Genomic DNA, 12850 nt, shown 5'->3' on the forward strand with positions numbered 1-12850 from the left:
TCATTTTTATTGAATTAACCCAGGAATATCCTGATGTGAAAAATAACCTGCCAGATTATCCAAAACGGATTGGCTCATTCCCTGACGAGTTTCTACGGTAGCGCTGGCCACATGGGGTTGAAGCAGAACATTCTCGAGAGCAAAGAACGCTGTCGGGACATGGGGTTCGTTTTCAAAGACGTCCAGAGCGGCCCCGGCGATAACATGATTTTGTAACGCCTTTATCAGCGCCTCCTCATCGACCAGGCTGCCGCGGGCAATATTGATAAGCCAGGCGCGTTCGGGCATGGCGTTAAATACACTGGCATCAATAATCCCGCGGTTTTCCGCACTGCCGGATGCCGCGATCACCAGGAAATCACTCTGTGCTGCGAGCGTGTGCAGATCGGCGCACCACTGGTAATCCAGGCCGTCTTTGCGCTGGCGGTCAGTATACAGGATGGTCATATCGAAGCCTTTCGCCCGGCGGGCGATGGCTTGGCCAATATTCCCCATGCCGAAAATACCGATGCGTTTACCGCTCACTTTAGTCGCCAGCGGTGGCGGCGTCGTTTCCCAGCGGCCTTCGCGTACAAATCGGTCCCCCTGGCAGAGGCGGCGGCTGGCGGACAGCATTAGCCCCAGAGCCAGATCTGCCACATCATCGGTCAGCACGCCGGCGGTGATCCCGACGCTGATATGGCGTTCCCGGGTGTAGTTGAGATCGATAGCGTCGGTTCCCACGCCAAAGACAGCAATCATGCCCACCTGCGGCAACTGCTCCAGCGTCTCTCGGGTTACCCCCACATCACCACGGGTGACCACCGCCTGAACGTCTGCGCCATGGCGAACCAGGAAGGCTGGAATATCTGATTGTTCATAGAGACGGAATACCCGGTAGCGGGCGTCCAAGGCGGCTTGCAAAGCATCCATCACCGGCGCGATAAGCAAAATGGTAGGTTGAGTGTCAGTGTGCATCGTTGCGATCCTGTCTGAAAAATAGGGGATACCCTGTATCAGACGTTTTTTTACCGCTTATTTTTGCGATCTGCATCACGCCAAAGAGTGTTAAAAAAGCATGTTACTGCTGGCGTGATCTCGTGTGCAATTTCGTGGTTTCTGTCAGTGACTATCGGGGAAAATAACTCATTATGCCCGTAGGGGGAGAAGGCTAAATCGGTCGATTTTGGTGAGAGCGGTGAATATCCAGTGATTTTCTGCCGTGGATCACAGGATAAGTAACGTCGTTTCGTAACACTTAATTAAGTGACTTTTGTCACAGTTTTAAGCGGCTAAAAACCGTGAGATAGGTCATGACTTATTTCACCATGCCGAATAGCCTTTCAGGTGGAGTTTACTCACAGTGGTGATAGGTTGTAAATATTAACAACAAAGCGGTTTGCTTTGTTGCTTATTCATAGTGGCGCCCGTAGAACGATCGAATAGAGATTCTACCGTAATTACACCGAGATTGCCTGTTGCCATAAAACTACCCAGCCATTGTTCTTGTCGGTGAAATACCGAATCGATATCTACCAGAGAAAATATTATGATTATTGATGCCTTAACCACTGCCGTAAATAATAAATTCTATCCGGCAGCCATTCGAAAAATGCTGGCCAGCATTATTGAAAGTGAGCCGTACAATTTACCTGTCGGCCACTATCAGGTGCAGGGTAAACAGATGTTCTTTAACGTCGTTGAAGGGGAAACCAAACTGTTGGCCGACCAGAAGCCGGAGTTTCATCGCCAGTATCTGGATATCCATCTTGTCCTGGAAGGGCGAGAAGTGATTGGCGCCGGGGTTCTGGGGCTGCCTTTGCCGTTGAGTGAGCCATTTAACGAGGCGCACGACCTTGGGTTTAGCCCGGCGATCCCCGGTGAGACTCTCATCCACCTGCAACCCGGTGAACTGGCCGTTATCTTTCCGGGGGAACTGCATCGCCCGATGAGTACCTGCACAACGCCGGCAGTTCTGCGTAAAATTGTGGCGAAAATCGACGGCGCCCTGCTGACGTAGCAAGACGTTCAGCGGCGGCTGGTATCGCTACTTCAGGCTGCCCGGCGGAAAGCCTTGCTCATCCGCCGTCTGCAGCGATTCCGAAGAATGCGCCTTTCCCGTCAAAGCCATAGCCCCTAACTTTTAAAGATTGAGTTGGGTTGAATAAATTTACGGCAGAGATTACGCCGTATTATTTACAGGGATATTTGCTTCAGGTTCAGATTACATCATTAAGGCCGGAGTTTACCTCTGTAGTCGATGTAGCCAATCTCATAACGCCTTGATCTTTTAATGCGGTTCCTCCCCATTAGCACAATTTTTTATTTTGGTTTGCCTGCGTTCTGATAGATATTAAAAAAACTATATAAAAATAAATTATTTCGGAGCTAATAATGTCGTTGCAAATCGTGCTTACCCGCAGGGAGGTGCTGGGGAAAATGGTGGGCGTCATCGTCGCCGCCAGCCTGTTGCCTTATTCAAATATAACCTATGCCGAACGGGCGCAAATTGCCGCCTCGCCCGTTGAATACGCGCAATTTTTGCAAATTTCGAGAAAAATTACCGAGTTTGACGATTTGGACGTCACACTCTCCGCCCGCTATTTTTCCGCACTGCGCGAACATTTTCCGCAGTTGAACTCGCAACTCAACGCCCTGTTCATCCTGAGCCAGCAAGCCACCGATGCGGAAGCCTTGAACCGACATGCGATTGAACAGGGGCAGAGGGAGCTTATCCAGGCGATCGTGACCGCGTGGTATACCGGAACCGTAGATCCTTCAAACGCTGAGCAGGGTCAGTTGATTAGTTATAAAGAGGCGCTGATGTATCGCACGGTTCAGGATGCCCTGATTGTGCCGACCTGGTGCAATTTTGGCCCGCTGTGGTGGACCGGCTTGCCGCCGGGCGTTACCCGCCAACCTTCCATTCCCGCAACAGATTTACCTGCCTTAGCCGATAAAAAATATGAGGACCGCGTGTGAAAAGCCCAATAATTAATGCTTCCGGCGATGCAGAGGCCGATGTCGTCATTGTCGGTTCCGGTATTGTGGGCGGTCTGATGGCGGATGCTTTGGTGAGCCAGGGCTACTCGGTGCTGGTACTTGAGGCAGGCCCGCGCATTGAGCGCGCACAGGCTGTGGAAAACTGGCGCAATATGCCACTGCACAATCGTGCGGGGTCGGATTTTCAGGGGCTTTACCCGCAATCGGAGTACGCCACCGCGCCGTTCTATTTCCCGGAGAACGACTATATCAAACTGACCGGCCCCAATGGCTCAGGCTTTAAACAGGGCTATTTGCGTGTGGTGGGGGGAACCACCTGGCACTGGGCCGCTTCTTGCTGGCGCAACCATCCCAATGATTTTCGCATGAAATCCCTCTATGGCGTGGGGAGAGACTGGCCTATTTCCTACGAAGATATCGAACCGTGGTACGCGAAAGCCGAAGAGGAAATAGGCGTTGCCGGCCCGAATAATCCGGAGTGGCAGTCCCCTGCGGAACGCAGCGGGCCTTACCCGATGGACATGGTGCCCTGGGCCTACGGCGACAGACGCATTGCTGAGATTGTTAATCCTCACGGTTTTAAATCGGTGCCCATTCCGCAAGGCCGCAGCACCCGCCCCTGGAACGGACGGCCCACCTGCTGCGGCAATAACAATTGCCAGCCGATTTGCCCTATCGGGGCGATGTACAACGGCATTCACCACGTTGAACGGGCCGAACACAAGGGGGCGAAGGTGATCCCCGAGGCGGTGGTGTACAAAATTGACACCGACGACAATAACCGCGTCACCGCCGTTCACTGGTACGACACGGCGCATAACTCCCATCGGGCGATCGGTAAAACGTTCGTTCTGGCCTGCAATGGGATTGAGAACCCGCGCTTGCTGCTGCTGGCGGCCAACGAAAAGAACCCGAACGGCATCGCGAACAGCTCGGATCAGGTGGGGCGCAACATGATGGATCACTCTGGCCTGCACTGCTCCTTCCTGGCGCGAGAGGCCCTGTGGGTTGGCCGCGGCCCGGCGCAGAGCAGCTGCATGGTGGGGTATCGTGACGGTGCGTTCCGCAGCGACCACTCCGCCAACAAGATCATCATCAACAACATCAACCGGGTGATCCCCTCCGCCCTTGAAGTCCTGAAAACGGGCAAGGTCGGCAAGGCGCTGCAGGATGAAGTGCGCGATCGCGCCAGCCGCTCGGTGGATCTCTCCATCAGCCTGGAACCGCTGCCGGACCCGAACAACCGTCTGACCCTGAGCCCCACCCGCAAAGACAAGCATGGCCTGGCCTGCCCGGACATCCACTACGACGTCGGCGATTATGTGCGTAAAGGGCTGGAAGTGGTCAAAATCCAGCTACGGCAGATTGGCGACTTGTTCGATGCGCAAGAGTTTGTGATTAACGACAAGCTGAATGCCAACAACCACATTATGGGCGGCACGATCATGGGCAGCGATCCCACGAACTCGGTGGTGAACGGCAATTGCCGCGCCCACGATCATGACAACCTTTGGATCCCGGGTGGAGGCGCCATGGTTTCAGCCAGCGTTGTCAACACCACGTTGACGATGGCGGCGCTTGGACTCAAGGCGGCCAATGACGTACTGCGCGCCCTGGAGAGCAAATGAATAAAATCACCCACTCGCTGGCAGCGACGCTGCTGCTGGGAAGCGGCTTCGCGGCGCATGCCCAGGACGGCGATCTGATCGCTAGAGGGCAAGCGCTGGCTATCGCCTCGGACTGCATGGCCTGCCATACGAATACGCAGCAGCAGGGCAAGCCTTTTGCCGGGGGGTACGGCATTGCTTCTCCCATGGGCACTATCTACGCCACCAATATAACCCCATCGGTAAAATACGGCATCGGCGGCTATTCTGAAGCGGCGTTTGCCGAGGTTCTGCGTTCTGGGATCCGGCAAGATGGGACGTATCTCTATCCGGCAATGCCTTACACCGCCTATACCCGTCTGAGTGATGACGAGATCCACGCGTTGTATACCTATTTCATGCATGGCGTTGCCCCGGTCGATGAGCCGGCCAAGCGCCAAACCGATCTGCCGTTTCCGTTCAACATCCGCCTCTCCATGGCGGTGTGGAACATGCTTTATTTGGACAATCGGCGTTTCACCCCGGATGTGACGAAAGGTGAGGCGTGGAACGAGGGGGCTGCGCTGGTGCAGGGCTCGGCTCACTGCGGAACCTGTCATACGCCGCGTAATGTGCTGATGGCGGAAGACAATTCGCGCTTCCTGATGGGGGCATCGTTGGGGGCTTGGTACGCGCCGAATATCACCGCCGATCGCCAGGAAGGGATCGGCGACTGGAGCGAGCAGGAGTTAGTGGACTACCTGAAAACCGGTCGGGCGGAAGGGCGCGCACAAGCTGCGGGGCCAATGGCTGAAGCCGTTGAGCACAGCTTCCAATACCTGACCGACCGGCAGCTGCGGGCGATTGCAACTTACCTGAAGACCGTGCCGTCACAGGGCGAGGGGCGCCAGGGCAATGGCCTTAGCCAGGCGCACTACAACGTTGAGCCCCATCTCCGCGGCATGAATTCGCCCAACGCCAACCACACGCTCAATAGCGGCGAGGCGCTCTACAGCGGCTACTGCGCCAGTTGCCATCAGCCGGACGGCAGCGGTAGTTTGAACCAGGCCTACCCTTCGCTATTCAACAACTCCACCACGGCCGCGAGCAATCCGTCAAACCTGATTGCCGCCATTTTGCAGGGGGTTGATCGCCGGGTTGACGGCAAGCACGTACTGATGCCGAGCTTTGGCGCCGGTTCCTATGTCGGAGAGCTGACGGATAAGCAGGTTGCCGATATCGCTAACTTCGTGCTGCAGAAATACGGCAACAGCACGCTGAGCGTGACTGAGGAGGACGTGAGTGAGGTGCGCGCCGGGGGCCCGAAACCGCTGTTGGCGCGCGCACAGCCGATGATTCTGCCTGGCATGGCCGTCGCGGCGGTCGTCATTATTCTGCTGGTCCTATTCTGGCTCCGGCGCCGCAAGGCACGTTAAGGGGGCGTTCGGTCAGGTGGGTGGCGCCATCTGGCCGAATTTCTGGTCGGGATAGCGAGTGATGTTTTTCTGGCGAAGCGGGCAATTATGGCCAGTGCTGAAGTGACTGGCGAGGAAAGCTATATTGTCTCCCCCATTGACAGGCGGAAGTGGAGATCGACACGTTCAATGGTCGGCAGCCCTTTAATTTTTTTTATTATGATTTCTGTCGCCACTTTCCCCATCTCATACCGTGGCGTCAGTACGCTGGCTAACCGGGGGGTGATGATCTGCCCGATCTCAAGACCGTGAAATCCGGCAATGGCAATTTGCGCTGGAACGCTGATACCGTTTGCCAGGCATTCCTGTAACACGCCCACGGCCAGATCGTCGTTGGTACAGAGAATACCGTCCATATCCGGATACATTTGGCTCGCAAGCGTCATCATGCCCGTCCCAATTGAAATGGAAGAGATCTTATTGGGGGAAATACGACCGGTAGGTAAATCATGGTTAGCCATTGCCTGACAGTATCCCGTGTAACGCTGTTCATCGCGGATATCAGACATTGAACCAAAATAGATAATGCGTTTTTTACCGCTTGCCAGCAACATGGTGGTCATATCGTAGCCGGCTTTCACATTATCAAAACCCACGTTAATTCGATCTGCATTGCCTGACAGCCCCATGATTTCAGCAACGGGTATTTTTGCCGTCTTCAGGAATTTTTCCGCCCGCAGACTATGAACTGACTCGGTCAGCAGCAGCCCTTTGATCTTAAAAGCCAGGATCGCGGCAATTTGCTCCTCTTCGCGTTTGCTGTTGTAGTCATAATTGACGACCAGCGTCTGATAACCCTGTACAGACGTCACGGATTCAATGCCGGCGAGGACATCAGCAAATATCAGATTGTTAAAAGAAGGAACCAGAACGCCGATGAGGGGAGGGCTATTGGAATAGAGGGCGGGATTGTCAGGATCGGCCTGATAGCCGACTTCCTCGATCACGGCGGCGATGCGCGCAGCGGTTTCCGGTTTAACCCTGTCCGGCGTGCGCAGATAGCGGCTGACCGTCATTTTGGTGACACCAGCCAGTACAGCAATGTCATTTAACGTAATGCGCTGCGACTTCACCATTCATACTCATCTGATCCAGACCGTGTTTGTCATTATGCCCACTGCCGAGTCAAAAGAGAATGCGCGCAATGTGCTGCCTCCGCCGTATCCGGTGACAACCGCACGATGCGCCGATTCCGGTCTCCGGCATTATATGTTCGTTATCTCCGCATTTCGTAACGCGGGGAAAGAAAGGCACGCATCTGTGCGCCGTGGACGCGGTGGAAGAAAAGACGGGCAGTTTGATACCTTATTCGGCCCGCTCAATAAGATGAACGGGCCGATATGGCCGGATTAACTGAGAATATCTTCGGCGATCACGTTGAACAGCGTATCGATCTCGCCCCGAGTGTTGTAATGCATCATGCCGATGCGCAGCACGCCGCCGTCCTGCAACCCCAGCTGTTGCACCAAGCCCAACGCATAGAAATGCCCGCTGCCGGCGCAGATGTTGTGCTGCCCCAGGCGGCGGGCGATCGCGTCAGGCGTATGGCCGCTGAAGGTCAGGGCGAAGGTCGGCGTGCGGCGCGCGCTGTCCGCCCGGGGGTTGCCATAAAGCCGCACGCCGTCGAGTTGTTGCAGCCGCTGCAGGAAGTGGCTGCACAACGCCTCTTCATGCTGGTGGTAGGCGGCGAAGCTCTCCTGCAGACGCTGCCTTAACGGCGCACCGGGCGTGCCCCACTGCGCCAGATACTCGATAGCGGCCGCGACGCCGGCCAGCGCTTCGAAGCTTTGCGTGCCGGTCTCGAAACGGCCGGGGCCGACGTCGGTGGCCGGCTCGACCTTGTAAGGGCGCAGGCGCTGCAACCACTGCGGCGCGATGTAGGCCATGCCGACGTGCGGGCCAAAGAACTTGTAGGCGGAGCACACCAGGAAGTCACAGCCCAGCGCCTGCACGTCAATCAGGTTGTGCGGCGCATAGTGCACGGCGTCGACATACACCTGCGCGCCGACCCGATGCGCGGCTTCGACGATGGTTTTGATATCGACGATGCTGCCGGTGACGTTGGAGGCGTAGCTGACCGCCACCAGACGGGTGTTGGCGTTGATGCGCTCGCACACTTTCGCGGCATCCAATGCGCAGTCGGCGCTCTCCAGCGGTATCTGATGCACCGCGGCTCCTTTGTCAGCGGCAGCCTGCTGCCAACTGGAGACGTTGGCGTAGTGATCCAGTGCGGTGACGATGACTTCATCGCCGGCCTGCCAGTCGCGGCTGATGATGCGGCTGAGATGGAAAGTCAGCGTGGTCATGTTCATGCCGAAGACGATGTTGTCGGGCGACGGCGCATTTAACAAGGCGCGCACCGATTCCCGCACCTGGCCCATCACCTCGCCGGTGACCCGGCTCGAGAAATAGTGGCCGCCCAGGTTGGCGTTGTACCTTCCCAGGTAGTCGGTCATTTTTTCCAGCACGCCCCGTGAAACCTGCGCACCGCCGGGGCCGTCGAAAAAGATGGCCGGTTTGCCGTCGATCTGCTGTGACAGCGCGCTGAACTGGGCGCGGGCGAGCTCGGGGGTAAAGGTCATGCTTTCTCCCCCCGAGCGGTGAGGACAAAGAGATCCAAATGACCTTCTTCTTCCGGGCTCACGGCGTTGATCGGCGTGGCGTTGTGCCACAGTTTGCTGTCCGCCAGCAGCACGGCTTCACCGTCCGCCAGCGCTTTTTTAAAGAAAGGGTCGTGGTGGCTGTCGTCATACAGCATGATTTCACCGCCGACGATGTTGTGCCGATGAATGGCGATCATTGCGATATGGTCGAAACCGTCCTGGTGAATGCCTTCCGGCGCCACCTGGGTGTCTTTCTCGATGGCGACCACGCGCATCTGGTGGATCTCTATCTCGGCGCCTTCCGGCAGTTCGTTGCTTTCTGCAAACAAGTTGCACATCTCTGCCATGCCGGCGCTCTGCAACACGGCGCTGTCGATAGGTTCGAAGCGGCGTACCACATTGCCCTGGAAGTGGTTGATCTGATCCGACTGCATGAAGGTGCGCGGCCCCACTTCGGCGACGTTGGGGTTGAGGTATTTAACGACCGAATAACGGCGCAGGCGATATTTGCCGTCGGCGTGTTGCGTGTGGGGCAAGGAGGAGAACGATGGCATCAGCTGTTGGGTGGCTTGCGGGCTTAGTACAGTCATACTTATTACGTTTTCGTGTTTCTGTAACATAATCACCTCTAATAATAATAATTTCTGATGTTGTAGGGGGTAATTCGATTGAATTGTAGACGACTCTATAACCAACGCAATTTAGCGGTAGCGAGGTGTGACGGCGGTCGTAAAGTGGGGTGAACAGCAGAGAGGATGAGCAGAAGGCAATGCCTGTATGAAGCCGGTCATTCAGCAAAATAAGCACTACGGGTGAGAGTTCATGCGCAAGCATAACGTGACCAAGGTTACGCTTTCAGGGATAACTCTCATGAATATGAGGTGCTTTACTATAATTCCGGGACCGAGTGACCGCAGTGGAATTGCCTGATTGTTGAAAGAACAATCTTCAACTCCCTCCTGAATAAGGACTCCGATCATGCAGCATGTCAGAAAATTCATCATTTCCTGCCTGTTTGCTTCGATAATGCTTCCCGGCATGGCGTTCGCGGAGGATCCCCCCGTGACCCCGTTGGCTACCGGGATCGTCAGCAGCGGCGTAGCCGAAGCGCAAGTGACCGAGGCCGTGCGCCACGGTGAAATCCTGACCATCAAGGTGCGTTTCAAAGGGTTGAAAGACAACCTTAATGGACAAGGCTTGTATAGCAGTCTGGATAAAAGCAGTCTTGAGAAATCCTTCTACATTCTGGTGGGTAATAAAAAATACCTGCTGCTTACCGATAGCAATAATGTCCCACTGGCCTCTCCCAACGTGTCATTCAGCTCAAGCTCAGGCATTCCCTATGTCGCCACCTGGTTTGGCAGCTTCCCCGCGCCTCCACCTGATGTGAAAGAGGTGTACCTGACGATCGCCAACGTCGAGCCGCTCGGGCCGATAGCCATTACGGATCGTTGAGCGATGAACGGCCTCAGGAAAGCCGCCTGTGTGGGTGGGATGTTAGCCTTTGGGCTGGTGTCATTGGGTTCATGGGCTGACAGCGGAGAGCCGGCGTCCGTGAGGAAACCGGTGATACTCGATCTCAAGGCTACCCGGCTGGATTTGGTTGGTTTGCCTTCGGGGCTGAATGCCGGCGTCCTTGATCTGCAGAGTAAGGCAGCGGATTTGGCTAAACAATCCGCCGACATTTCCGTCAGAGACAGCAAAAATGCCGTAACGTTATCGATGCGCAGCGATGTGCTGTTCGCCTTCGACAGCGATGCGATTGCTGCTAAAGCGGAGCCTGCGCTGCGACAGGTGGCGCAATTTATCGCTGCCGAACCGGTAGGGAACGTGGTGATCGAGGGACACACCGATGCGGTGGGCGGCGATAAATATAATCAGGATCTGTCGCTGCGACGCTCACGTGCGGTGGCTGTTTGGCTGATCGCACATGGGGTAGAAAAATCTCGTCTGAGTGAACGGGGAAAAGGGGAGGCTGAACCGGTGGCTTCCAACGACACGCCGACGGGCCGGGCCAAGAATCGGCGGGTTGACTTCGTGTTGCCGAAAACCGCTGCCGCCGGTTAACCCCGCGCCGGTGGACGTTTCCTTTGCCAGAGCCGCTTTTAAACGGGCTCCTTCCGCTGACTGCTCGCGGAGTTCAGGCTGTATGGCGTGGAGCCGGTGACGCTAATGATTGATGAACACGATCGCGTCGCCAAAAGCCCGTATCTCGCTTTCGGCTTTCGCTTTAGCGGCGCCGACAAAATGCGGGATCAGAACGTCTCGAAATACAGCTCACGCAACAGCCAGGATATTTCGTTATTGGTGCGGTTTAGGACGTCAATTCTGTGAACCCCTATCGCTTCTGCGCGCAGATCGAGCAGCAAGTTGCGAATCTGCCGGAATAACGGGGTTTGCGGGTTGGGTTTGGCCAACTGCTGGCCGCACAGTTTGATTCCGGCGTCGCAACCGGTGGCGATGTCCGTCAGGCAGCACGGGCAGGTGGTATTTTGGCGCGCCATATTGCGGCATTGTTGCCCAATTACCTGATTGAAATGGCGTAATTGCAGGCAGACTTCCCGCGAGTTCAACGGGTTGGAATGGGTTGTCATCGGTTTCAGCTCCCTTGTCTGCGCCTATATTGGCACTTACCGATGAAGATAACCACGGACAAGCCGAGGGGGTATCGCCTTGTTTTGTCTGGAAGCAACAAAAGCGATGAGGCCCGCGATGGCGGGCCGGTAGCGTTAGGCGCGTTTAAACAGATTCGCCGCCTGGAACAGCGCAAAGGAGCTGACTAACATCTCGATGCCGACGATCGCCGTCACCAGCGTGACCGACGCCGCCGGGCCTGAGCCGATCAGCATCCAGGCGATGATCAAATCGAGTACGCCAATGACGAACTGCAGCCAGTTGCCCGGCAATCCGCGGCGCATATAGCCGGCTGCCAGGCGCGCGATGCCGCCGAGCGCAAACAGCACGGCGAGGTAGACCGCCAGCGCCAGAATGCCCGCCAGCGGACTGGTGATGAACACATAGCCGATAATCAGGTAGGCCACGCCCAGCAGAATGCCGCCGATCATCGGCCAGGTATTCTGCGCCCGGTTGGCGATCATGGCGATAATCAGCCCGGCGCCGCTCAACAGCAGCAGGACGCCCACCACGATGCTCAGCGCCGCGCCGGAGGCGAAAGGGTTGACCAGGCACAGTATGCCGCCCGCCAGCAGCAGGAAGGCGATGATCAGCAGGGTGGTGCGTTGCTTTTTGAGCAGTTCTTCGCTCAGGAGGGGCAGATTATTGCGGTCGAGGTTCAACATGACAGTACTCCATTTCGTCGTTGGGTAATTAATCAGTCATCCTTACCTGTTTAGCATAGACCGTCTGGGGGTTTTTGACTGACCCGGCGCAAATGTTACACTGTGTGGCTGAGGCGTATCAGAACCGAAAAGACGATTGGGGACAGGATTTGAGCACAGGAAGCAAGCTGGCGAGGTGGCGCCGCATCGCGGTGTGTCTGACATTGGGGCTGTTGTTGGCCGGATGTTCGGGTAAAAACACCTACAACCGCGACTACGACAAACTGCCGAAGGGCAGCTACACCGGCAAGTCCTACACCGTCAAACGGGGCGATACGCTGTATTACATCGCCTGGATCACCGACAGCGAAGTCAGCGATCTGGCCAGAATCAACAAGATACGCCCGCCCTATAATCTGGAAGTGGGGCAAAAGCTGCGGCTGAGCGGCGGCGCGCCGACCAAAACCGCCGCCACGCGCCGTAAAACATCTTCCTCCGCGATCGCCAAGCAAACGCCGCCGCCGGGCGCCGCACGTTGCTGGCGCTGGCCGACCAGCGGCCGAATCGTGCAGGCGTACTCCAATGCCGATGGCGGCAACAAGGGCATCGACATCGCCGGTAAACGCGGCCAGCCGATCTATGTTTCCGCCAAGGGCAAAGTGGTGTACGTCGGCAACCAGCTGCGCGGCTACGGCAACCTGATCATGATTAAGCATGGCGAAGACTTCATTACCGCCTATGCGCACAACGACACCACGCTGGTGCGCAACGGCCAGGATGTGAAAGCGGGGCAGAAGATCGGCACCATGGGCAGCACCGGCACCGATTCGGTGTTCCTGCATTTCCAGATCCGCTACCGCGCCACCGCGCTCGATCCGCAGCGCTATCTGCCGCCGCAGGGATCGTCGCCGTCCTGTTAACGTCAA

General features: G+C 56.4%; 13 protein-coding genes. 7 read left to right on the forward strand and 6 right to left on the reverse strand.

Annotated elements, in window-relative coordinates; genetic code table 11:
* Positions 1-6 precede the first annotated feature (6 nt).
* Positions 7-957 (reverse strand): 2-hydroxyacid dehydrogenase, encoded by a 951-nt coding sequence (locus tag L085_RS08625; RefSeq protein WP_044030561.1) that lies wholly within the window; start codon positions 955-957, stop codon positions 7-9.
* A 571-nt stretch (positions 958-1528) separates the two neighbouring features.
* Between L085_RS08625 and L085_RS08630 the strand changes: the two genes are divergently transcribed.
* From L085_RS08630 to L085_RS08645, 4 genes are all read left to right on the forward strand, one after another.
* On the forward strand, positions 1529-1999 hold the full coding sequence (locus tag L085_RS08630) for a YhcH/YjgK/YiaL family protein (RefSeq protein WP_015378962.1): 471 nt from the start codon (positions 1529-1531) through the stop codon (positions 1997-1999).
* Between the two features lie 374 nt (positions 2000-2373).
* Positions 2374-2961 carry a sorbitol dehydrogenase family protein gene (locus L085_RS08635; protein WP_044030562.1) on the forward strand — a complete coding sequence of 196 codons (588 nt, stop codon included), beginning with the start codon at positions 2374-2376 and terminating at the stop codon, positions 2959-2961.
* On the forward strand, positions 2958-4610 hold the full coding sequence (locus tag L085_RS08640; protein WP_044030563.1) for a GMC family oxidoreductase: 1653 nt from the start codon (positions 2958-2960) through the stop codon (positions 4608-4610). Before L085_RS08635 ends, L085_RS08640 begins: the two co-directional genes overlap by 4 nt.
* The gene (locus L085_RS08645; protein ID WP_021505697.1) at positions 4607-6004 is read left to right on the forward strand and encodes a cytochrome c; all 1398 of its coding nucleotides are present in this window, start codon (positions 4607-4609) and stop codon (positions 6002-6004) included. Before L085_RS08640 ends, L085_RS08645 begins: the two co-directional genes overlap by 4 nt.
* Before the next feature lie 119 nt (positions 6005-6123).
* Here the strand turns inward: L085_RS08645 and L085_RS08650 are convergent, their stop codons facing one another.
* The 3 genes from L085_RS08650 to L085_RS08660 form a co-directional block, all read right to left on the reverse strand.
* Positions 6124-7116 carry a LacI family DNA-binding transcriptional regulator gene (locus L085_RS08650; protein WP_031300612.1) on the reverse strand — a complete coding sequence of 331 codons (993 nt, stop codon included), beginning with the start codon at positions 7114-7116 and terminating at the stop codon, positions 6124-6126.
* A 276-nt stretch (positions 7117-7392) separates the two neighbouring features.
* Complete coding sequence (locus tag L085_RS08655) at positions 7393-8625, reverse strand: cysteine desulfurase-like protein (RefSeq protein WP_044030564.1); 1233 nt, start codon at positions 8623-8625, stop codon at positions 7393-7395.
* Positions 8622-9200, reverse strand: coding sequence for a 2OG-Fe dioxygenase family protein (locus L085_RS08660; protein ID WP_021505695.1), 579 nt, complete (start codon positions 9198-9200; stop codon positions 8622-8624). Before L085_RS08660 ends, L085_RS08655 begins: the two co-directional genes overlap by 4 nt.
* Positions 9201-9624: 424 nt before the next feature.
* Here L085_RS08660 and L085_RS08665 point away from each other — a divergent pair, with 424 nt between their 5' ends.
* Both L085_RS08665 and L085_RS08670 read left to right on the forward strand, forming a co-directional pair.
* Positions 9625-10101 (forward strand): hypothetical protein, encoded by a 477-nt coding sequence (locus L085_RS08665; RefSeq protein WP_044030565.1) that lies wholly within the window; start codon positions 9625-9627, stop codon positions 10099-10101.
* 111 nt (positions 10102-10212) lie between these two features.
* Positions 10213-10713 carry an OmpA family protein gene (locus L085_RS08670; RefSeq protein WP_226988581.1) on the forward strand — a complete coding sequence of 167 codons (501 nt, stop codon included), beginning with the start codon at positions 10213-10215 and terminating at the stop codon, positions 10711-10713.
* Positions 10714-10901: 188 nt separating this feature from the next.
* On the opposite strand, the gene L085_RS08675 is transcribed toward L085_RS08670, so the two are convergent.
* Together L085_RS08675 and L085_RS08680 are read right to left on the reverse strand one after the other, a co-directional pair.
* On the reverse strand, positions 10902-11240 hold the full coding sequence (locus L085_RS08675; RefSeq protein ID WP_015378954.1) for a hypothetical protein: 339 nt from the start codon (positions 11238-11240) through the stop codon (positions 10902-10904).
* Between the two features lie 135 nt (positions 11241-11375).
* Positions 11376-11945 (reverse strand): HdeD family acid-resistance protein, encoded by a 570-nt coding sequence (locus L085_RS08680; RefSeq protein ID WP_004931723.1) that lies wholly within the window; start codon positions 11943-11945, stop codon positions 11376-11378.
* 149 nt (positions 11946-12094) lie between these two features.
* Here L085_RS08680 and actS point away from each other — a divergent pair, with 149 nt between their 5' ends.
* Entirely contained in the window at positions 12095-12844 is a 750-nt protein-coding gene (gene actS / locus L085_RS08685) for an amidase activator ActS (protein ID WP_044030567.1), read from the forward strand.
* The last annotated feature ends 6 nt before the right edge of the window (positions 12845-12850 follow it).

The organism is Serratia sp. FS14 (assembly GCF_000695995.1).
Lineage (GTDB): Bacteria > Pseudomonadota > Gammaproteobacteria > Enterobacterales > Enterobacteriaceae > Serratia > Serratia nematodiphila.